Source organism: Streptomyces sp. NPDC005722 (assembly GCF_040630935.1).
Taxonomy (GTDB): domain Bacteria; phylum Actinomycetota; class Actinomycetes; order Streptomycetales; family Streptomycetaceae; genus Actinacidiphila.
This window is the reverse complement of the sequence record NZ_JBEXYN010000006.1, coordinates 247,778-267,563: the sequence shown is the minus strand read 5'-3', so window position 1 is coordinate 267,563 and position 19,786 is coordinate 247,778. Positions and strand designations below refer to the sequence as shown.

General features: G+C 73.1%; 19 protein-coding genes. 14 read left to right on the top strand and 5 right to left on the bottom strand.

Annotated elements, in window-relative coordinates; translation table 11 throughout:
* Positions 1 to 81: 81 nt before the first annotated feature.
* Positions 82 to 1,428: an NADP-specific glutamate dehydrogenase gene (gene gdhA, locus ABZ479_RS10785; RefSeq protein WP_500461223.1), complete on the top strand. Its 1,347-nt coding sequence runs from the start codon at positions 82 to 84 to the stop codon at positions 1,426 to 1,428.
* Between the two features lie 84 nt (positions 1,429 to 1,512).
* Here the strand turns inward: gdhA and ABZ479_RS10780 are convergent, their stop codons facing one another.
* A complete protein-coding gene (locus tag ABZ479_RS10780) occupies positions 1,513 to 2,043 on the bottom strand; it encodes a TerD family protein (RefSeq protein WP_500461222.1) in 531 nt (176 codons plus the stop codon).
* A gap of 224 nt (positions 2,044 to 2,267) precedes the next feature.
* Between ABZ479_RS10780 and ABZ479_RS10775 the strand changes: the two genes are divergently transcribed.
* From ABZ479_RS10775 to ABZ479_RS10755, 5 genes are all read left to right on the top strand, one after another.
* On the top strand, positions 2,268 to 2,786 hold the full coding sequence (locus ABZ479_RS10775; protein ID WP_500461221.1) for a SigE family RNA polymerase sigma factor: 519 nt from the start codon (positions 2,268 to 2,270) through the stop codon (positions 2,784 to 2,786).
* Positions 2,787 to 2,866: 80 nt separating this feature from the next.
* Positions 2,867 to 3,697, top strand: coding sequence for a hypothetical protein (locus ABZ479_RS10770; protein WP_500461220.1), 831 nt, complete (start codon positions 2,867 to 2,869; stop codon positions 3,695 to 3,697).
* A 1,252-nt stretch (positions 3,698 to 4,949) separates the two neighbouring features.
* Positions 4,950 to 6,089 carry a transcription termination factor Rho gene (gene rho, locus ABZ479_RS10765; protein ID WP_500461218.1) on the top strand — a complete coding sequence of 380 codons (1,140 nt, stop codon included), beginning with the start codon at positions 4,950 to 4,952 and terminating at the stop codon, positions 6,087 to 6,089.
* A gap of 26 nt (positions 6,090 to 6,115) precedes the next feature.
* A complete protein-coding gene (locus ABZ479_RS10760) occupies positions 6,116 to 6,781 on the top strand; it encodes a histone deacetylase (RefSeq protein ID WP_499599710.1) in 666 nt (221 codons plus the stop codon).
* Positions 6,782 to 6,939: 158 nt separating this feature from the next.
* Positions 6,940 to 7,293, top strand: coding sequence for an STAS domain-containing protein (locus tag ABZ479_RS10755; RefSeq protein WP_500461216.1), 354 nt, complete (start codon positions 6,940 to 6,942; stop codon positions 7,291 to 7,293).
* Here the strand turns inward: ABZ479_RS10755 and ABZ479_RS10750 are convergent.
* Positions 7,195 to 8,181, bottom strand: coding sequence for a sigma-70 family RNA polymerase sigma factor (locus tag ABZ479_RS10750; RefSeq protein ID WP_500461214.1), 987 nt, complete (start codon positions 8,179 to 8,181; stop codon positions 7,195 to 7,197). The genes ABZ479_RS10755 and ABZ479_RS10750 overlap by 99 nt on opposite strands.
* Before the next feature lie 94 nt (positions 8,182 to 8,275).
* Here ABZ479_RS10750 and ABZ479_RS10745 point away from each other — a divergent pair, with 94 nt between their 5' ends.
* Entirely contained in the window at positions 8,276 to 8,680 is a 405-nt protein-coding gene (locus ABZ479_RS10745) for a VOC family protein (RefSeq protein ID WP_500461212.1), read from the top strand.
* Between the two features lie 45 nt (positions 8,681 to 8,725).
* Here the strand turns inward: ABZ479_RS10745 and ABZ479_RS10740 are convergent, their stop codons facing one another.
* Both ABZ479_RS10740 and ABZ479_RS10735 read right to left on the bottom strand, forming a co-directional pair.
* The gene (locus ABZ479_RS10740; protein WP_500461210.1) at positions 8,726 to 11,173 is read right to left on the bottom strand and encodes a SpoIIE family protein phosphatase; all 2,448 of its coding nucleotides are present in this window, start codon (positions 11,171 to 11,173) and stop codon (positions 8,726 to 8,728) included.
* Positions 11,174 to 11,288: 115 nt separating this feature from the next.
* Positions 11,289 to 12,068: an SDR family NAD(P)-dependent oxidoreductase gene (locus ABZ479_RS10735; RefSeq protein WP_500461208.1), complete on the bottom strand. Its 780-nt coding sequence runs from the start codon at positions 12,066 to 12,068 to the stop codon at positions 11,289 to 11,291.
* A 792-nt stretch (positions 12,069 to 12,860) separates the two neighbouring features.
* On the opposite strand from ABZ479_RS10735, the gene ABZ479_RS10730 reads away from it, so the two are divergent.
* The 6 genes from ABZ479_RS10730 (at position 12,861) to ABZ479_RS10705 (ending at position 18,868) form a co-directional block, all read left to right on the top strand.
* The gene (locus ABZ479_RS10730; protein WP_500461296.1) at positions 12,861 to 14,435 is read left to right on the top strand and encodes an ATP-binding protein; all 1,575 of its coding nucleotides are present in this window, start codon (positions 12,861 to 12,863) and stop codon (positions 14,433 to 14,435) included.
* Between the two features lie 23 nt (positions 14,436 to 14,458).
* The gene (locus ABZ479_RS10725) at positions 14,459 to 14,845 is read left to right on the top strand and encodes a roadblock/LC7 domain-containing protein (protein ID WP_500461294.1); all 387 of its coding nucleotides are present in this window, start codon (positions 14,459 to 14,461) and stop codon (positions 14,843 to 14,845) included.
* On the top strand, positions 14,842 to 15,201 hold the full coding sequence (locus ABZ479_RS10720) for a DUF742 domain-containing protein (protein ID WP_500461206.1): 360 nt from the start codon (positions 14,842 to 14,844) through the stop codon (positions 15,199 to 15,201). The genes ABZ479_RS10725 and ABZ479_RS10720 overlap by 4 nt, the downstream gene beginning before the upstream one ends.
* The gene (locus ABZ479_RS10715; protein WP_499599722.1) at positions 15,182 to 15,805 is read left to right on the top strand and encodes a GTP-binding protein; all 624 of its coding nucleotides are present in this window, start codon (positions 15,182 to 15,184) and stop codon (positions 15,803 to 15,805) included. Before ABZ479_RS10720 ends, ABZ479_RS10715 begins: the two co-directional genes overlap by 20 nt.
* A 30-nt stretch (positions 15,806 to 15,835) precedes the next feature.
* Positions 15,836 to 17,299, top strand: a complete 1,464-nt coding sequence (locus ABZ479_RS10710) for a cytochrome P450 (protein WP_500461204.1) — start codon at positions 15,836 to 15,838, stop codon at positions 17,297 to 17,299.
* Between the two features lie 498 nt (positions 17,300 to 17,797).
* Positions 17,798 to 18,868, top strand: coding sequence for a terpene synthase family protein (locus tag ABZ479_RS10705; protein WP_500461202.1), 1,071 nt, complete (start codon positions 17,798 to 17,800; stop codon positions 18,866 to 18,868).
* A gap of 48 nt (positions 18,869 to 18,916) precedes the next feature.
* On the opposite strand, the gene ABZ479_RS10700 is transcribed toward ABZ479_RS10705, so the two are convergent.
* Complete coding sequence (locus ABZ479_RS10700) at positions 18,917 to 19,090, bottom strand: hypothetical protein (protein ID WP_500461201.1); 174 nt, start codon at positions 19,088 to 19,090, stop codon at positions 18,917 to 18,919.
* Between the two features lie 238 nt (positions 19,091 to 19,328).
* Here ABZ479_RS10700 and ABZ479_RS10695 point away from each other — a divergent pair, with 238 nt between their 5' ends.
* Entirely contained in the window at positions 19,329 to 19,763 is a 435-nt protein-coding gene (locus ABZ479_RS10695) for a GNAT family N-acetyltransferase (protein ID WP_500461200.1), read from the top strand.
* Positions 19,764 to 19,786: the final 23 nt, after the last annotated feature.

The window sequence follows — 19,786 nt, the reverse complement described above, 5'->3', positions numbered from 1 at the left end:
TCCGTACTCGTTGACACGGCAACGGCCGGACGCGGCGCCACGGCGCCGCGTCCGGGACTCAGGAGACGAGGGAAGGCGCGCATGAACGTCAGTGCTCACATCGAGGCCGTCTACGCGGACGTCTGCCGGCGCGACGCCGGCGAGACGGAGTTCCACCAGGCGGTGGGGGAGGTGCTGCGCTCACTGGCGCCGGCGCTGGAGCGGCACCCGGAGTACCTGGACACCCGGATCGCGGAGCGGATGTGCGAGCCGGAACGGCAGGTGATCTTCCGGGTGCCGTGGGTGGACGACCAGGGCCGCGTGCGGGTCAACCGGGGCTTCCGGGTGGAGTTCAGCAGCGCGCTCGGCCCGTACAAGGGGGGTCTGCGCTTCCACCCGAGCGTCGACCTCGGCATCGTGAAGTTCCTCGGCTTCGAGCAGATCTTCAAGAACGCGCTGACCGGCCTCGCCATCGGCGGCGGCAAGGGCGGCTCCGACTTCGACCCCAAGGGCCGCTCCGACGGCGAGGTCATGCGTTTCTGCCAGTCGTTCATGACCGAGCTGCACCGGCACCTCGGCGAGCACACCGACGTGCCGGCCGGGGACATCGGCGTGGGCGGCCGGGAGATCGGCTACCTCTTCGGCCAGTACAAGCGGATCACCAACCGCTTCGAGGCGGGGGTCCTGACCGGCAAGGGCGTCGCCTGGGGCGGCTCCCACGCCCGTACCGAGGCGACGGGCTACGGCGCGGTGTACTTCGCCGCCGAGATGCTGGCCACCCGCGGGCAGGGCTTCGAAGGGCGCCGGGCGGTGGTCTCCGGCTCGGGCAACGTCGCCGTCTACGCGATCGAGAAGGTGCACGCGCTGGGCGGCTCGGTGGTGGCCTGCTCGGACTCCGGCGGCTACGTCGTCGACGAGGACGGCATCGACCTCGAACTGCTCAAGGAGATCAAGGAGGTGCGCCGGGCGCGGCTGTCGGCGTACGCGGAGGCCAAGCCCTCGGCGCGGTACTCCGAGCGCGGCTCGGTCTTCGACGTGCCCTGCGACGTCGCGCTGCCCTGCGCCACGCAGAACGAACTGGACGGGCAGGACGCCGGGACGCTGGTGAAGAACGGCGTGCTGGCCGTCGCCGAGGGCGCGAACATGCCGTGCACCCCGGAGGCGATCGAGGTGTTCCGGGAGGCGGGCGTCCTCTTCGGTCCGGGCAAGGCCGCCAACGCGGGCGGCGTGGCGACCTCGGCGCTGGAGATGCAGCAGAACGCGTCCCGTGAGCGGTGGACCTTCGAGGAGACCGAGGCCCGCCTCGCGCAGGTCATGCGCGACGTCCACACCCACTGCCGGGCCACCGCCGCGGCGTACGGCGGCACGCCGGACGACTACGTCCTCGGCGCCAACGTCACCGGCTTCCTGCGCGTGGCGGAGGCGATGACGGCGCAGGGCGTCGTCTAGGGCTTGCCCCAGGCCGCGCCCTCCACGCGCCGGTGCCCTCCCGCGCGCCATGCGGGAGGGCACCGGCGTGCCCGGGGGTGGTGATCAGGAGGCGCCGCCGCCCATCACACGGGCGAAGGCCGCCGGGTCGGTGTCGTAGCCGTGGACGCCGGGCCTGAAGCGCCACTCGCCGGTGTCACCGCGGCGGAACTCCCCGACGGTGGCCGCCGTCGCGGCGGCGACCTCGCCGAGGTCGGAGGCGGCGAGGTCGGTGTGGCCCTCGACCACGCGCACGCCCGTCCCCGCGATGTCGCCGAAGGTCATCCGGCCGTCGCGCTGCTGCACCACCACGCCGACGACGACCCGCTGGTAGGCGGCGCTGAGGCGGTCCAGCTCCAGGGTCATGACCTCGTCGAAGCCCAGCCCCTTGCCCGTCTTGCTGTCGCGGTTGAGCGTGATGGTGCCGTCCGGGGAGCGGCTGTCGAAGTGGACGAGGTACACCGGGGCGCCCTGCGGGTCGGCGGAGCTGTAGGTCGCCGCGACTATGTCCAGGTCGCTGGCGGGCGCGCCGGCGGGACTGGGGTCCCATTTGAGCCGGACCTCGACCTTGGCGATGCCCTTGGTGACGCTGCTCACAGGCTGGCTCCCCTTGCTTCCGGCTGGTCGGGTGCGGCTGTCACGGAGAACGCCCTTTCGTCTGGGGTCAGTTGGGGGACGACCGCGCGCCGCGCGCCCGTCCGAGGCGGCAACGAACGAGGGCGATCCCGGATTCCTGGCAACCGAACCGGTGTCCCACCCGGTTCGAGCGGATGTGAGGCTGCTCGGAGCACGGACAGGGACGCGATGGCAAGGACACCACGGTGAGGGATGCGGAGACGGACTTCGAGGAGTTCGTCGCCGCGCGCGGGCCGCGGTTGCTGCGGGTCGCCTGGCTGCTGACCGGCGACACGCACCTGGCGGAGGACCTGCTGCAGACCGTCCTGGCCAAGGTCTGGCCGAGGTGGCGGAACATATCCGGGGAGAACCCGGAGGCGTACGTGCGCAGGGCCCTGGTGAACACGGCCTCCTCCTGGTGGCAGCGCCGCTGGCGCGGCGAGCTGCCGCACGGCGAGGTGCCGGACACGGTGGCGACGGCGGCGGAGGACCCCTTCGCCTCGGTCGACCTGGAGCAGTCGCTCGCGGTGCTGATACGCCGGCTGCCGGCGCGGCAGCGGGCGGTGGTCGTGCTGCGCTACTTCGAGGACCTGAGCGTCGACGAGACCGCCGAGGTGCTCGGCTGCCGGCCCGGCACGGTGAAGAGCCAGGCGGCCAAGGCGCTGACCATGCTGCGGGGGCAGCTCGCGGCCGTGCCGAGCCTGGCGAGGGGCGGTGAGCGGTGAGCGGTGTGAACGCGGAGCGTGAGCCCGGGGGCGGGCGGAGACGTGAGCGGTCGCGGGGGCGTGAGCCCGAGCCCGAGTTTGTGCGTGAGCCCGAGTCGGAGGAGGAGTGGGAGCTCAGCGTGCTGCTGGAGCGCGTCGTGCCGCAGACACCCGCACCCCAGGACCGGATGACGCAGATCAGGCGGCGCGTGCGGCGGCGCAGGAGGCGCCGGGTCGCCGCGGGGGCGGTCGCCGTGCTCGGGGGTGCCACCGCGGCGGCGGTGGTGGCCGCCGCGCTGCTGGGGCCCGCGGATCCGGTGGCGCCCCGGGGGCAGCGCATCCTCCCCGCCGCGTCGCCCACCCGTTCGGCCCCGGGCCCGACGTGGGCGCCGACGCCGACGCGGGCGCCTGACGCGGGTGCGGCGGGGGGTGCGGCGGCGGGGGGTACCGACTCGGTGTACGCGTACGTCACCCTGGACGCCCTGTCCGGGCTGGGGCTCAAGCTGCCCGGCACGGGCTGGAGGTCGCTCGTGACCGCTGCCCCGGACGGTCTGGTGGTCGGCTTCGTCGGCGCGCAGCCGCTGCGGGAGCGGGGCGGGTGCACCAAGCCGGAGATGGTCGCGTACTCGGCCTGCCCGCCTGTGGACGCGGTCGCCGAGGGCGGGGTGCTGATCGCCTTCCGGCAGATGGAGGAGCCCGCGGGCGGCAAGTTCGGGCCGGGGCGGTTCGTGGTGAAGGGGCTGACGGAGGCGAGCGGGGGGTGCCGGGCGCTCGGCGGGCGGAACGAGCTGACGGCGTGGGGGGAGGACCCGGACGCCACGTCCTCCGTCGGGCTCATGGTCAGGGCGTGCTTCAGCCGTCCGACGAAGGGCGCGGTGGATGCGGTCGTCGCGAGTTTGCGGGGGGCGAGTTACGCGGCGCCGGCTCGCTAGTGCGTCTGGCTGCGCCGGGCTGCCCGGTTGTTGCGTGCGGGTTGTTTGCGCCTGCGGCGGGCTGTTCGCCCGCCCTCCCGCCCGATTGCCCGGCGCGATTGGTGCGGGTCTCGCACGTCGTTGTGGGGTCGGCGCCGCGCCGGCGCACGTCCTCAACGCTCGCGGTTTACGCCAACATTCTTGGGCGCCGCGTGCGCCGCTCGTCGTTTCCGGGCGCACCCCGACACACCCCCTCCTGCCGGTTTGCGCGCACAACGGCCGGTGGGGGTATGAGGGCAGTCCGGGGCGCCCCGAACCGCCCCGTGACCCCCTACGGCCCTACGGTTCAAGCCCACATCATTCGGCACCGAATCCCACCGCTCCTCTCCCCTCCGGCCGGTGTGGCCGCATTACGGCCGGTGGCGGGGGGAACGTAGGCAGTACGGGGTTGTCGCCCACGTCTGCGTCGGGTGCCGTCCCTCCCGTTGGGCGGCGCCGTTCTCGCGTGGGCGATGACAGCCGGTGAGGGATGCATCGGACACGTGCGGTGCCCCCGGACTGACTTCTGACCACCCAGCCCCGCGACTGCGGGTGCTTCGGGGGCGCGGTCGGGCGGTCGGCGGGAGATCGGGCCCACTTTCAGCGTCATAGCCGTTGGAACAGGGCCCGTTGTCGGGTCGGGGAATCACCCGCAGACGCGGGTTACGGCGGGCGCGCCACCCACGAACGGTGGGCGTGGTCACCGGCCATCTATACCTGCGGACGGCAACGAGACCCGAGCCGGACGAACAACCGGCCCCGCTCCGGCGCCTGAACCCCAGCCGACCACCGGGCCGCAGACTGCCGACCGGCCCCGGCCCCCCGCCCTCCCATCCGCAGCCGGCGCTGTGCGCCCGCAGGGCGCGAGACGTTGGTCGCTGTCGATACGGAGGGGGTGGGGGAGTTGGGGGCACCCCCGGCCGAAGGCTGGGGGAAGGCGGGAGGGTGGGGGAGAAACCCAACCGCAACCACCGCGGCGCCGCACGCGACAACCCCGGGGGCACAAACGCGGGCCCGGGTGTTACATTGCAAGGGCACGACTGTGCGCCACGTTTGGCGCCGGTGCCTCCGCGTGACCGCTCAACGGTCCGCTCCCGCAGCCCGCTGCGGTCGATGTTCCCGTTCGCCCGCGCCTCGCGCCCGCGAACTCTCCCGAGGCCCAAGCCTCTTCTGCCGCGCGTTTCGCCGGCCGGCTGTTTCGCCGCCGTGCGCGCCCTTCCTCCGAGGACCCCGTATGTCCACAACCCTCAGCACCCCCGCCCCCACCCCCACCCGAGAACGACTCGTCGCCGTCGCCGGTGTCCTCGACATCGAGGGCGGCCGCGGCTCCCTGCGGACCGCCGGTTACGCGCCGGGGCCGCGGGACGTCACGGTGCCGCCGGAGGTGATCCGGCGGCACGGGCTGCGCAAGGGCGACGCAGTCGAAGGCGTGGCCACGCCCGGCCGTTCGGGTGCCCTCGTGCGGGCCGAACAGATCGGTGGGCGTCCCGTCGAACAGGCCCGCGCACGGCGGCACTTCGCGGACCTGACCCCGCTGCACCCGTCCGAGCGGCTGCGCCTGGAGTGCCCGAGGGGCGGCCTGGCGACCCGGGTCGTCGACCTGTTGGCCCCCGTCGGCAAGGGCCAGCGCGGGCTGATCGTGGCGCCGCCGAAGGCCGGGAAGACCATGCTGCTGCGCCGGCTGGCGGACGCCGTCGCGGACAACCACCCCGAGTGCCATCTGATGGTGGTGCTCCTGGACGAACGGCCCGAGGAGGTCACCGACATGCGGCGGTCGGTGCGCGGCGAGGTCGTCGCCTCGACCTTCGACCGGACGCCCAAGGAGCACATCGCCGTGGCAGAACTGGCCGTCGAGCGGGCCAAGCGGCTCGTGGAGACGGGCCGGGACGTGGTCGTGCTGCTGGACTCCCTCACGCGGCTGTGCCGGGCGCACAACAACGCGGCGTCCTCGGGCGGCCGGACGCTGTCCGGCGGTGTCGACGCGGCGGCGCTGCTCGGCCCGAAGCGGCTGTTCGGGTCGGCGCGGCTCGCGGAGGAGGGCGGTTCCCTGACCATCCTGGCCACCGCGCTGGTCGACACGGGCTCCCGGGCCGACGACTACTTCTTCGAGGAGCTGAAGAGCACCGGCAACATGGAGTTGCGCCTGGACCGCGGGCTCGCCGACCGCCGGGTGTTCCCGGCCGTGGACGTGGCCCCCTCGGGGACCCGGCGCGAGGAACTGCTGCTCAGCCCCGCCGAGCTGACCGCCGCCCGCGGGCTGCGCCGGGCCCTGCGCGGAGCGGGGAGCTTCGAGACGCTGCTGGAGCGGCTGCGGGCGACCCCGGACAACGCCGCCTTCCTGCGGCAGATCCGCGGCACGGTGCCGGCCGCCTGACCCCGCGGCGGCCGCATCATGGAGCGGTGACCACACCGCAGAGCGTGGGGCCCCGGGGTGCCGGCCGGCGGGACCGGCCGCCCGGATTCGTCTGGTACGCGGCGTACGGCTCCAACACCCACCTGGTGCGCCTCAACAGCTACCTGGCCGGCGGGGTGCCGCCCGGGGGCGGCCGGGAGTACCCGGGCTGCCGGGACGCGCGGCCGCCGTTGCGGTCGGTGCCGCTGGAACTGCCGGGGCGGATGTACTTCGCGACGCGGTCGCCGGTCTGGTCGGGCGGGCGGGCCTTCTACGACGGCGACGTGCCGGCCGGCGGGGTGCGCGCCCGGGCCCATCTGCTGACGGTCGGCCAGTTCTCGGACATCGCGGCCCAGGAGATGTACCGCTCGCCGGGTGCCGACCTCGACCTCGGCGAGGTGCTGCGGCACGGCAGGGCCCGGCTGGGCGACGGACGGTACGAGACGCTGCTGTACCCCGGGGACGTCGACGGGCACCCGGTGCTCACCTTCACCGCGCCCTGGGGCTCCGCCGGGGCCGAGCACGTCAGGCCGTCCGGGAACTACCTGCGGCACATCGTCGAGGGCCTGGCCGAGACGGGCGCCTGGGACCTGCCCGGCATCGCCGCCTACCTCGCGGAGTGCGCGGACGGGGCCTGGGACGCCCGGGAGATCACGGCGCTGCTCGGACGGTGACGCGGGCTCCGATGGATTACGGCCGCGCCGCCGGTCCTAGGTATGTACGGGGGCGTACGGGGAACCGTGGGCCCACGCCCGGAACCCGTCCCAGGAGGTCGCCCATGGCCCGGCCCGCGCCGCCCCCGCCCGCGTCCCGACCGGGCGGTGGGCCCGTCGTGCTCGTCCTAACCGGCAGGCTCGACCGCGCCGGGATCCCGCCGCTGTTGGAACGGCTGCGGCTCCTGCTGGCGGAGCGGGGCGGCGGCACGGTGCTGTGCGACGTCGGCGGGCTCGACGGGGCACCCGACGCCGTGCTGCTCGACGCCCTCGCCCGGCTGCAGCTCACCGCCCGGCGCCACGGCAGCCGGATCCGGCTGCGGGGCGCCGGGGGCGCGCTGCGGGAACTGCTGGCGCTCACCGGGCTGGACGGGTCAGTGGGCCTCGGGTTCGAGCCGTGCGGGGAGACCGAACAGCGGGAAGAGCCGTTCGGTGTCCAGGAAGGAGTTGAGCCCGGTGATGCGGCCGTCTGATATCTCGATGACCTGGAGCGCCCACGGTTCGTGACCCCCGTCGGGGGCGGGCCGGTACTGCCCGAAGCCCGGGGTGCCGTTGGCCGTGACGGGGACCAGCCGTGAACCGCGGCAGCCGGCGCCGATCCCGAGCATCCAGGCCCTGATGTCCGCGGGACCGCGCAGCCACAGGCCGAAGGGCGGCATGGACAGCGTGGCGTCCTCGTGGAGCAGCGAGGTGAGGGCGTCGAGGTCGTAGGACTCGAAGGCCGCGACGTAGCGACCGAGCAGGGCCCGCTGCTCCTCGTCGAGCGGCCGGGCCGGGTCCGTCATGGCGGGGGCGGCGGTGGCGAGGGTGGCGCGGGCCCGCTGCAGGGCGCTGTTGACCGAGGCGACGGTCGTGTCGAGCAGTTCGGCGACCTCGGCGGCCTTCCAGGCGAGCACCTCCCGCAGGATGAGCACGGCCCGCTGGCGCGGCGCGAGGTGCTGCAGCGCGGCGACGAACGCCAGGCGCACGCTCTCGCGCTGGTCCGCGAGGTCGGCCGGGTCGCCCGTCGAGGGCAGCACGCGGCCGTCGGGGGCGGGGGAGACCCAGGTCGTCTCCGGCAGGGTGCCGGGCAGCGGGCCGTCGGCGGAGCCGGCCGAGGACAGGTCCATCGGGCGGGCGCGGCGCCCGGTGCCGCCCAGGATGTCCAGGCAGGCGTTGGTGGCGATGCGGTACAGCCAGGAGCGGAGGCTGGAGCGCCCCTCGAAGCGGTCGTACGCGCGCCAGGCCCGCACCATCGTGTCCTGGACGGCGTCCTCCGCCTCGAAGGCCGAGCCCAGCATCCGGTAGCAGTAACCGGTCAGCTCCGCGCGGTACTGCTCCAACTCCTGCGCCACGTCCGGGGGTGCAGCGAGATCGGCCATGGTTCTCCTCCGCCTTCCGATGAGTTCCGGAGCGCCCACCGGTCTACTTCAGCACAGCCCACTGACAGTGGGCCCGGAACGGAACGAGGCGACCATGCCGACCCAGATCTTCGTGAACCTCCCCGTGCGGGACCTGCCCAGGTCGCGGGCGTTCTTCGGCGGCCTCGGCTTCTCCTTCGACCCCGCGTTCAGCGACGACAACGCCGCGTGCGTGGTGATCGGCGAGGGCATCTTCGCGATGCTGCTCGTCGAGCCCTTCTTCCGGCGGTTCACCGGGAAGGAGGTCGCCGACGCCACGAAGACCACGGAGGCCATCGTCTGCCTGGGCGTCGAGTCGAGGGGACGCGTGGACGAGCTGGTGGACACGGCCCTGGCCACCGGAGGGTCGCCCTCGAACGAGACCATGGAGCAGGGTCCGATGTACGGCCGCAGCTTCCAGGACCCGGACGGGCACCTTTGGGAGGTCGTCTTCATGGACCTCGCGGCGCCGCAGGACTGACCGCGGGCCCCCGGGCGGGGCGATCACCCCGCGGGGAGGCCGGGATCACCCCGCGGCGGCGTCCGGGATCTCCTGCTCGGCCCAGATCAGCTTGCCGTCCGCGGTGTAGCGGGTGCCCCACCGGCGGGTGAGCTGGGCGACGAGGAAGAGCCCGCGGCCGCCCTCGTCGGTGGTCCTGGCGTGCCGCAGCCGGGGCACGGTGTTGCCGGCGTCGTACACCTCGCAGATGAGCACCGACTGCCGGATCAGCCGCAGCCGGATCGGTCCCGAGGCGTGCCGGATGGCGTTGGTGACGAGTTCGCTGACGACGAGCTCGGTGGTCGTCCGCAGCTCGTCGAGGCCCCACTCGGCCAGCCGGCGCCCGGCCAGGGCCCGGGCCTCGCCGACGACCGCCGGGTCCGCCGGCAGGTCCCAGGCGACGTAGCGGTCCGGGGTGAGCGCGTGCGTACGGGCGACGAGCAGCGCCACGTCGTCGGCGGGCGGACCGGGCGGCAGGTGCTCCAGCACGGCCGAGCACAGGTCCTGCAGCGGCAGCTCCGGACGGGCCAGGGCGCGCGCGAGCCGGGCGAGGCCGGCGTCCACGTCCTCGCCGAAGGTCTCGATCAGGCCGTCGGTGTAGAGGGCGACGACGCTGCCCTCGGCCAGTTCGAGCGCGGCGGCTTCGAAGGGCATGGCGCCCAGGCCGAGCGGCGGTCCCGCGGGCAGCTCGGCGAAGGTGACGCGGCCGCCGGGGTCGACGACGGCCGGCGGCGGATGTCCGGCGCGGGCCATCGTCAGCCGCCGGGTCACCGGGTCGTAGATCGCGTAGAGGCAGGTGGCGCCGGTGAGGGTGGCGGCCACGGACCCGTCGGCGCTCTCCTCCTCGCTGAGCCGCATGACGAGGTCGTCCAGGTGCGCCAGCAGCTCGTCGGGCGGCAGGTCCATGTCGGCGAGGGTGTGGACGGCGGTGCGCAGCCGCCCCATCGTCGCCGCGGCGGTCAGCCCGTGCCCGACGACGTCCCCGACCACCAGCGCGACGCGCGCCCCGGACAGCGGGATGACGTCGAACCAGTCGCCGCCCACGCCGTCCTGGATGTCGGTGGGCAGGTAGCGGAAGGCGACCTCCAGCGCCGCGCCGCCGGCCAGCGTCTGCGGCAGCAGGCTGCGCTGCAGGGTGAGGGCCGCCTCGTGCTCGCGGGTCCAGCGCCGGGCGTTGTCCACGCACACCGCGGCGCGGGCCACGAGTTCCTCGGCGAGCAGCAGGTCGTCGGGCTCGAACGGGTTGGGCCGGCGGTGCCGGATGAAGGTCACCACGCCGAGGACGGTGCCCCGGGCCCGCAGCGGCACCCACATCACCGACCGCATCCCGAACTCGCGGATCTTGGCCGCCCGTGCCGGGTCGTCGGTGAGCCACGACGCCCGGTCGACGGCGATGTCGCCCTCCACCTCGGAGCGGCCGGAGGTCATGCAGCGCACGTGCGGCGAGGTCTCCCCGGCGTTGATCCGCTCGCCGGACGCGACGACCGACTCCGGGGTGCCCGGGTGCACCGAGCGCATCGCGGCACGGCGCAGCGGCACCCTGCCCAGTCCGCCGCCGGAGGGCGGTTCGCCACCGCGCAGCACCGGTTCCAGCAGGTCGACGGTGACGAAGTCGGCGAGCCGCGGGACCGACACGTCGGCCAGCTCCTGGGCGGTGCGGGTGACGTCCAGGGTGCTGCCGATGCACGCCCCGGCCTCGTTGAGCAGCGCGAGCCTGGCCCGGGCGCGCCACCGGTCGGTGACGTCCATCGCCATGTAGCAGACGCCCATCGGCCGGCCCTCGGCGTCGTCCATGCGGTAGAAGGAGATGGAGAAGGAGCGCTCGCGGTAGGGGGAGGCGAGCGTCCAGCCCTGGAACTCGTGGTCGATCGCCGGCTCACCGGTCAGCAGCACCTCGCGCATGACGGCCTCCAGCGCCTCGGTGTCCATCCCGGGCAGGGCGTCGGCCAGGTGCATCCCGATGCGGCGGTCGCGCGGCACGCCGCCGAAGTGTTCCAGGGTGTCGTTGAGCCACACGTACCGCAGGTCGGGGCTGAGCACGGCCATGCCGATCGGGGACCGGGTGAGGAAGCCCTCCAGGATGGCGCTGCTCACCGCCCAGGACGGGGTCCTGGCGAGGTCGATCGCGGACACCAGCCAGCGTCGCTGCCCGTCGGGCGTCATCAGGGCGGACACCCGCAGTCCCACCTCGATCCGCCGCCCGTCGCGGTGCCGGGCGGCCACCAGACCGCCCCAGATGTCCTGGTCGCGCCACTGGGCGGCCATCTCGGTGGCCTTGGACGCCTGCTCGGGCGCGGCCAGCAGTAGCGTCGCGGACCTGTGCAGCGCCTCCGCGGGCGAGTAGCCCAGCAGGTGCTCCGCGGCGGCCGTCCAGCCGACGATCGTCCCCGCGCCGTCGATCAGCGCCGACGCCGCGTAGGCCAAGTCGAACGGCGCCTTCGCCGGCGCCGCCGCGCTTCCCTCCGGCGTGACCATGCGGGGTGTCCCCTGTCCGCGGATACGTGTCTCCCATGCTAGGACGTCCCGTCGGCGGGGGCGCCCGCGCCGGAGCGGCCGCGGGGCGGCGTGGCCGGCCGGGGCCCCGGGGGTCTCAGGGCAGGGGTTCCGGGGGTGGGGGCGTGGGCGCGGGCCGCAGCGCGTGCAGGCCGCCGTCCACGGGGAGCGCGGTGCCGGTGACGGCGGCGGCGGAGGGCCCGGCCAGGTAGGCGACGGCGTCGGCGACCTGCTGGACGGTGACCAGGCGCCCGCTGGGCTGGCGGGCCTGGAGCGCGGCCCGCTCGGCCGCCGGGTCGGGGGCGGTCGCGATCAGCCGTTCCACCCAGGGCGTGTCGACGGTGCCGGGGGTGACGCAGTTGACCCGGACCCCCTCCGGCAGGTGGTCGGCGGCCATCGCCAGGGTGAGGGCGAGTACGGCGCCTTCGCTGGCCGCGTACAGCGCCTGGCGGGGGAGTCCGGCGGTGGCGGTGACCGACGAGATGTTGACGATCGACGCGTAGGAGGAGCGGCGCAGGTGCGGCAGTGCGGCCCGGCTCGCCCGGACCACGCCGAGGAGGTTGAGCTCCAGCACCCGGCGCCACTCGCCGTCCGGGTTCTCCTCCACGGTGCCGACGGCGCCGGTCCCCGTGTTGTTGACCAGGATGTCCAGGCCGCCCAGGTCCTCCACGGCCCGGTCGACCGCCCACCGCACGGACGCGTCGTCGGCCAGGTCGGCGGCGAGCGCGTGCAGGTGCCCCGGTGCGCGGCCGGGGGCGTGGTCCAGTACGGCGACGCGTGCGCCGCGCGCCGACAGCGTCTCCGCCGTGGCGAGCCCGATCCCGGTGGCGCCGCCGGTGACGATCGCGGCGAGCCCCTGCAGTTCCCGGGCCGTCATCGGGCGTCCCCGGTGCGGATGGGCACGGTTGGGACGTCCCCGGCGCGGGTGTCCGTGTTCCCCGCGCGCGTGACACTGCTCCCTGAACGGGCCGGGCGCAAGTACCCATCACTCTTAAGGGTGAAGCCAATTTCTGCGCCCCCCACGGGCCCCGCGTGCCGGGCGCGTCGCGTACGGCCGGACGGTGCCCGCCGGGGCCGTCCCGCCCCGTACCCCGGGGCCCGGCCGTACCGCCCGCGCGGACCCTGGGGAGCCGGCCCCTCCGGTTCCACCGCGTGCCTTCGCACGGCCCCCGCCCGTGCCGTCCGCCGCCCCCTCCCACCCGGGCCGCAGCCTGCCCCGCGTGGGGCATGTGACGTGCGCAAGCGGTCTCCCGGGGCCCTCGCGTGGGCGTCCCGCCCGGCGGGTTCCTGCTCGCTCATGGGGGCCTCCCGGGGCACGGGGACCGGCGTCGGAATCGACCAAGCCATCCCTGGTCAAACAGTTTATATCGGTCATTGCTCATGATCGATTCGTGGCCGCACAGATGGTGCGGGAGTGCCCGGGAGGGGTTTGCGTCGACGCTCGAGAACCGATAACCATACGTCAACCGGCATGTGCCAAAGGCATCATGAGGCGGCATCAGCCACCGAATGGAAGCGGCTATGCTACTTGCGGCTCAGCGTGTTGTAGCAATTACGCCAGGTCAGGCACACCTCGCCGACCGGTCGCCGATTGCCCAGGTCGCTGAGGCCGCACTCCGCCTGCTCGTGCTGTGTTCGTTCCATGTCTAGCGATCACCTGAGGATGCTGATGGTTCGTGCTGGATCGTCCCCCGGAGACCGCCGGCCCACCGCCACGTCCGCGTGGTTATTGCCGGTCGGCATAGTCGCGGCGGTCACCGCCGTCGCCGTATGGACCGTCCCGTCGGCCGCCCGGGAGGCGGTGCTGTGGTGCGGCGTGACCGCCACGGTGGCCGTGGCCGTCCTCGGGGCCGAGACCGCCCGCAGGGGCACCGCCGTACGGGCGTTGCGCGAGCAACTCGTACGCCGTGAGGAAGAACTGCAGTTCCGGCTCGCCCGCCAGGAGGCGGAGACCGAAAGGCTCGCCCGGGAGCAGCTGCCGAACGCGGTGGCCCGGCTGCAGCGCGGTGAGTTCGTCGCCGACGTGCTCAAGGACATCGACGAGGACTCCGAGGGCCTCACGCCCGGATTCCAGCAGGCCCACCAGCGGATGCTGCACTCGGTGCTGGAGGCGGTCTCCGCGGAGGAGGACGTCCGCGAGTCCTCGCAGCGCGCCTTCGTCAACATCGCCCGCCGCGTGCAGGCCATCGTCCACCAGCAGGCCAGTGACCTGCGGGAGATGGAGGACCGGCACGGCCGCACACCCGAGGTCTTCGGCGACCTGCTCAAGCTCGACCACGGGACCGCCCTCATCGGCCGGCTCGCGGACAGCATCGCGGTCCTCGGCGGCGCCCGCCCCGGACGCCAGTGGCGCCGGGCCGTACCCCTCTTCAGCGTGCTGCGCGGCGCGATGTCGCGCATCACCGACTACACCCGCGTGGAGCTGCACTCCGTGACGGAGGTGGCCGTCGTCGGACCCGCGGTCGAGCCGCTGATCCACGCGGTCGCCGAACTGCTCGACAACGCCACCCGCTACTCGCCGCCGCACACGAGGGTCCACCTCACCGCCGTCGAGGTGCAGTCCGGCATCGCCATCGAGATCGAGGACGGCGGCGTCGGCCTCAGCGAGGAGTCCCGGGCCCGCGCCGAGCGCGCCCTGGCGGAGGCCCAGGCCGGATTCGACCTGGGCGACCTGGGCGAGACGCCCCGTCTCGGCCTCGCCGTCGTCGGACGCCTCGCGGCGACCTGGAACTTCCAGGTGTCGCTGCGCTCCTCCGCCTACGGCGGGGTGCGCGCCGTGGTGATCGTCCCGCAGGACGTCATCACGACGGCGGCGAACGCCACGGGCCTGGCGCACGGCATCGGTTCCGTCTCGGGTCCCCGGCCCGTGGTCCCGGACCAGCGCGCTTCCGACCCCCGGACGGCACCGGCGCCCGCGCCGGCCGTCGCTCCGGGTCCCCGGCCCTCCCTGCCCGCCGCCTCCCCCTCGTGGGCGGAGGACGACGTGCCGCTCGTGCACGAGAGGACCGTGAACGGACTTCCCCAGCGGCGGCGACGTGCTCCGGCCCCGAGTCCCGCCCCCGGTGCACGGACGGGCGCCATGCCCGCCGACGGCTCGGTCACTGCCGCGTCGGACCCGATGCCGGGCAAGGAGTCCGTGCAACCGGGCATGTGGCTGGCTGCCTTCACCAGCGCCGTGTCCGGTGAGAGCACTGCCACCTCCTCTGACAGCAACAGCGACGAAACGTTAGATAAGGGTGAGTAGCCGTGATTCAGCAGCGGGCCAACATGGACTGGATGCTCAAGGACCTGGCGACGGGCGTCCCGGAGACCCGGCACGTCGTGGTGTTGTCCTCGGACGGCCTGCGCATGGCCCAGTACGGCGGCGACACGGACGCGGCCGACCGCCTGGCCGCGGCCTGCGCGGGCCTGCAGAGCCTGGCCGCGGCCATCGCAAGTGAGTTCCCGCACGGCGACGGACGGATGCGGCTGGTCGTCATCGAGGTGGACGGCGGCTTCTTCTACCTCATGGCGGCCGGCGCGGGTGCGTACCTCGCGGTCCTCGCCGACGAGGGCGTCGACGCCGGGCTCATGGGCAATCGGATGCGGGACCTGGTCGCGCGGATCGGCGCACACCTGACCAGTCCTCCGCGCCGGGACGGGCAGGCCGTATGAGCGACGGACCTCCGGAGTGGGACAACGCAAGCCCCGAGCGGCTCTACGTGGTGACGGGAGGGCGCAGCGGTTCCTCGGACGGGACCGCCATCGACCTGGTCACCCTGGTACGGGCCCGCTCGGGGCCACCCCCGGGCATGGCGCCCGAACAGGCCGCGATCCTGCGGTTGTGCACCTCTCCCCTGTCCGTCGCCGAGATATCCGCGTACCTGAACCTCCCGGTCAGCGTGGTGACCGTACTTCTCGCGGATCTGCTGGCCGACAAGCGGGTGGAGGCACGACCGCCCATCCCATCCGCACTTCTTCCCGACGCTGCACTGATTGAGGCGGTGATGCATGGACTTGAAAGGCTCTGACGCGATCGGCGTCAGGGGGCCGCGGAGCGAGGACGCTCTGCCGGAATCGGCAACCGCCGCGGTCAAGATAGTGATTGTCGGGGGCTTCGGGGTCGGCAAGACGACCCTGGTCGGATCGGTCAGTGAGATCCGGCCGCTCTCGACCGAGGAGACGATGACCCAGGCCGGCGTGGGCGTCGACGACATCGTCGGCGTGGAACGCAAGACGGCCACCACGGTGGCCATGGACTTCGGCCGCATCAGCATCAACGAGGAACTGGTCCTCTACCTGTTCGGCACACCGGGCCAGCAGCGCTTCTGGTTCCTGTGGAACGGGCTCTTCGAGGGTGCGCTGGGCGCGGTGGTGCTGGTCGACACACGGCGTCTCGAGGTCAGCTTCGACGTGATAGGGCGGCTGGAGGAGCGCGGTACGCCCTTCGTCGTCGCCGTCAACTCCTTCCCGGAGTCGCCGCACCATCCGCTCGACGAGCTGCGGTCCGCCCTGGACCTGCCGGATCACGTTCCCCTGGTGGAGTGCGACGCCCGGTCCCGCAGTTCCGTCCGTGACGTGCTGATGACGCTCATGCGCCATCTCCAGTCCCTCGCCGCCGCATCGGCCCTGTGATCCCTCCCCGCCCGTGATCAGGAGCGTCCCGTGACCACCCCACCCCCCGAATGCCCCGCCCACGGCCTCGGCCCGGGCGCCCTTCGGCGGCTGTACGGCCCCGAGGCCGAAGCCGACCCCATGGCCCTGTACGAGAAGCTCCGTGCCGAATACGGGCCGGTCGCTCCCATCCTCGTGCACGGCGACCTGAACGCCTGGATCATCCTGGGGCACCACGAGAACCTCGAGGCCATGCGGAATCCCTCGCGGTTCTCCCGTGACTCCCGCATCTGGCAGCACTTCCGCGACGGCAACGTCGCCATGGACTCGCCGCTGCTGCCGATGGTCGCCTGGCAGCCGCTGTGCGTCTTCGCCGACGGGGCGGAGCACGAGCGGTTGCGCGGTGCGGTCACCACCAGCATGGGGCGCCTCAACCGCCGTGGCATCCGCCAGCACATCATCCGTTTCTCCAACCAACTGGTCGACGAGTTCTGCCGGTCCGGGGAAGCGGAGCTGGTGACGCAGTTCGCCGAGCAGCTGCCGGTGCTGGTCATGACCCAGCTGCTGGGCATGCCCGAGGAGTACGGGCCGAGGCTGGTGGAGGCGGCCCGTGACCTGATGCGTGGTACCGAGACGGCCCTCGCCAGCAATGACTACGTCCTCGCGACCTGCCGGCAGCTCGTGCAGCGCAAGCGCTCGGACCCGGGTGGCGACCTGACCTCGTGGCTGGTGCGCGACGACGCCGAGCTCACCGATGACGAGATCGCGGAGCACCTGCGGCTGCTCCTCGTGGCCGCCAACGAGCCCACGGTCAACTTCATCACCAGTGCGCTGAAGATGGTTCTGACCGACCCCCGGTTCCGGGCGCACTTGTCCGGTGGGCACATGACGCTGCCCGACGCCCTGGAGCAGGTGCTGTGGGACGAGCCGCCGATGGCGGCCTTCCCCGGTCGCTGGGCCGCCGGGGACACCGAGCTGGGCGGGCAGAAGATCAAGGAAGGCGACATGATCATGCTGGGCATCGCGGCGGGGAACGTCGACCCGCGCGTCCGCCCGGACCTGAGCACGCCGGTGTTCGGCAACCGTTCGCACCTCTCCTTCAGCAGCGGTCCGCACGAGTGCCCCGGGCGGGACATCGCCCGCGCCATCGTGGACACGGGCATCGACACGCTGCTGATGCGCCTGCCCGACCTGCGGCTGGCCGTGCCGGAGGACGAGCTCGAGGCGAGTTCCGCGTGGATGACGCGCCACCTGGTCGCGCTGCCGGCGGAGTTCAGCCCGGGCAAGCCTCTCGGCGACCAGGAGGCCGCGCCCGCTGAGATGCAGGTGCACGAGGAGCCCCGGGTTCCGCAGACGCCGCCGCGGCCGCGGCCGTCGCAGGAGACGTCCACGGTGGGCGCGGAACTGCCGCCGGCGGCTCGGCCTGAGTCCGCCGCCCCGTGGCCCGCGGCCGCGGTTCCGCCGCCCCGCCGTTCCTGGTGGCGCGCGCTCACCGAGCGACTTCTGGGGCGGTAACTCCCGCACCGTGTCTCACTGTGTGACCGGTTCATGACGGGCGCACGGGCGAATGCGCCCGTGCGCCCTTTCGTGCGCCCTCCATGCCGTAAGGCCATCGTGGCCGGTTCGGCCAAGGTCGAGCATCAGGCGCACACGTCTCGCTCATGAACGCAACCGGGATGCGCGTCAACTGTCGCTCCTGTGACGCGTTTTGGTCTCTTGACTGCTCCGCCATATGCCGGAGTAATGGTCAGTTGAAAGATCCACTTGTGTTCGATTTCCGCCACCCGTGCGGAGCGTCACAGGTGGAACGGTTGTGACAGCTGACAGTTGAGAGGTGATCGCCGGTGGAGCCCGGGTCCGTCGTTCCGCTGCGGCATCCCCCCGTCGCCCGTCCGGAGCCCGTCAGCGGTGAGGCCGGGTGCCGCTCTTTGTGATTTGGCGCGTTCATGGCAAGGCTGTGCGGAAGGTGGCCGGTGCCGGCCTGCCCTCCCCCAAGCTCGAAGGAGCACGTCCGTGACCACTGTGCCTGCTCTCCAACTGGCTCCCTTCTACTGCCCGATCGCACCCGCCAGCCACCCCCTGGCGGATTTGTTCGACCGGAACACCAACGAGTGGCTCCGTCGTTTCGGTCTCTACGAGGACGAGTCCCAGCGCGAGCGCCTGGAGCACGTCGGTGCGGGCCGTCTCGCCGCCCTCACCTCGCCCTTCGGGACCCAGGAGGTGACGCAGATATCGTCCGACATCGGCATGTGGCTGTTCGCCTTCGACGACGCGCACTGCGACGAGGGGCGGCTCGGGCACGATCCCGGTGAGCTGAGCCGGGTGCTGATCCGGCTGCTGCGCATCCTGGAGGCCCCTGAACCCCCGCTGTCCCCGGACAGTCCCTACCACTCCTTCGAGGCCGCCTTCCTGGACCTGCGGCTGCGCTTGGGCCGGGTGGCGACCCCCGTCCAGTTGGGCCGCTGGACCGATGCCATGCGCATGTACTTCTTCAGCCAGGTCTGGGAGGCCGCCAACCGGGTCGAGCGCGTCACGCCCGATCTCGACACGTACGCCCTGCTGCGCATCCACAACGGCGCGATGAAGGTCAGCGTCATGATGCTCGACATCGCGGAGGGCTACGAACTGCCGCCGGAGCAGTTGGAGCGCCCGGACGTCCGTGCGCTGACGGAGGCGACCTGCCTGCTGGCCGGGTGGGACAACGACATCCTGTCGTACCGCAAGGAGCACGTGCGTGACGGCGACAACCAGAACCTGCTCGACGTCATCGCGCACGCCGCCGGCAAGCCCGTCCCCGGCATGGTCTCCGAGGCGATGTTCCTCCGCGACCAGATCATGGTCCTGTTCACGACGCTGAGCGCGCAGGTCCACCGCGTCGCCTCGCCCGAGCTGCGGAGGTACGTGACCTCGCTCGGGCACTGGGTCCGGGCGAACCTCGAGTGGGGGACGACCTGCGAGCGCTACCTCAACCCCGAGGACCCGGCCTACCTGCCGACCACCTGGGCGCCGGCGCCGATGCCCGGCAGTGACGCCCCCGTGGACCTTCCGGCGATCTCCTGGTGGTGGCGGCAACTGGAGGGCTGACCTTCCCCGCGGGCCCCGCCCGTGGTTCCGGTGCCCTCGTTCCGTCCGTCAGTGGGACGGCACGAGGGCGCCGCCGTTTCCGGGCGCGAAGGCGTCGTCGAGGAGGGAGCCGGCCGGGCCGTCGGAGCCCGGGCCGTCGGCCGCGTGGGGGCCGGGGGTCGTGCCGGCCGGGGGTTCCCCGCCGACCGGGTGCTTGTCGCAGGAGCAGGTGGGCTTCAGCATGTCGATCTCTCCCAGCGTGTGAGCCCGGGACCATCGCTCGAGACGCGATGATCCACGGTCGTTTCTTACCAGACCAGGACATTCGCCGCCGTGGCGTTGAGGATTCCCGCGCGACGGCCGGCCCAATCGGCTAGCGTGCCGCGTTCTTCGGCGTGCGGCTGCCCGACTCCGGTGAACGTCGCGGCAAGTTGATCCGTACCGGCAGGCGGTGGGCGCCGACGCCTCCTAGGATCACGCCATGGAACTGACGTTCGTGGACGTGAAGCCTGGTGAACCGGCCATGACCGCCGAAGTCGGACCCCTGATCAGGGCGTTGAGGCCGGCGATGACCGCCGACGGGTTCGCGGCGTTCGCCGCGGAGGCGCACGGTCAGGGTGTGGTCTTCACGGTGGCGCTGGACGAGCGGGAGCGATACCTGGGGGTGGCCACGCACCGGGTGCTGACCACCAGCAGGGGGCGGACGCTGCTCGTCGGCGACATGGTCACGGCGCTGGACGCGCGCGGCGCCGGGGTGGGCACGCGGTTGCTGGCGGAGGCGGAGGCCAGGGCCCGGGCGGCGGGCTGCGAGCGGCTGGAACTCGACGCGGGCGTCGCCAACCACGGGGCGCACCGCTTCTACCACGCCCGGCGCATGGCGATCACTGGACTGCACTTCGCGCGGGAGCTCACCTGACGCACCCGTCCGCCGTGCCCGGA

What these genes read in the sequence shown, in the direction of transcription:
- ABZ479_RS10745 (WP_500461212.1), top strand. Translation starts at nt 8,276, where the DNA reads ATGCCGACCCAGATCTTCGTGAACCTCCCCGTGCGGGACCTGCCCAGG.
- ABZ479_RS10725 (WP_500461294.1), top strand. Translation starts at nt 14,459, where the DNA reads ATGGACTGGATGCTCAAGGACCTGGCGACGGGCGTCCCGGAGACCCGG.
- gdhA (WP_500461223.1), top strand. Translation starts at nt 82, where the DNA reads ATGAACGTCAGTGCTCACATCGAGGCCGTCTACGCGGACGTCTGCCGG.
- rho (WP_500461218.1), top strand. Translation starts at nt 4,950, where the DNA reads ATGTCCACAACCCTCAGCACCCCCGCCCCCACCCCCACCCGAGAACGA.
- ABZ479_RS10720 (WP_500461206.1), top strand. Translation starts at nt 14,842, where the DNA reads ATGAGCGACGGACCTCCGGAGTGGGACAACGCAAGCCCCGAGCGGCTC.
- ABZ479_RS10740 (WP_500461210.1), bottom strand. Translation starts at nt 11,173, where the DNA reads ATGGTCACGCCGGAGGGAAGCGCGGCGGCGCCGGCGAAGGCGCCGTTC.
- ABZ479_RS10715 (WP_499599722.1), top strand. Translation starts at nt 15,182, where the DNA reads ATGGACTTGAAAGGCTCTGACGCGATCGGCGTCAGGGGGCCGCGGAGC.
- ABZ479_RS10730 (WP_500461296.1), top strand. Translation starts at nt 12,861, where the DNA reads ATGGTTCGTGCTGGATCGTCCCCCGGAGACCGCCGGCCCACCGCCACG.
- ABZ479_RS10700 (WP_500461201.1), bottom strand. Translation starts at nt 19,090, where the DNA reads ATGCTGAAGCCCACCTGCTCCTGCGACAAGCACCCGGTCGGCGGGGAA.
- ABZ479_RS10735 (WP_500461208.1), bottom strand. Translation starts at nt 12,068, where the DNA reads ATGACGGCCCGGGAACTGCAGGGGCTCGCCGCGATCGTCACCGGCGGC.
- ABZ479_RS10750 (WP_500461214.1), bottom strand. Translation starts at nt 8,181, where the DNA reads ATGGCCGATCTCGCTGCACCCCCGGACGTGGCGCAGGAGTTGGAGCAG.
- ABZ479_RS10695 (WP_500461200.1), top strand. Translation starts at nt 19,329, where the DNA reads ATGGAACTGACGTTCGTGGACGTGAAGCCTGGTGAACCGGCCATGACC.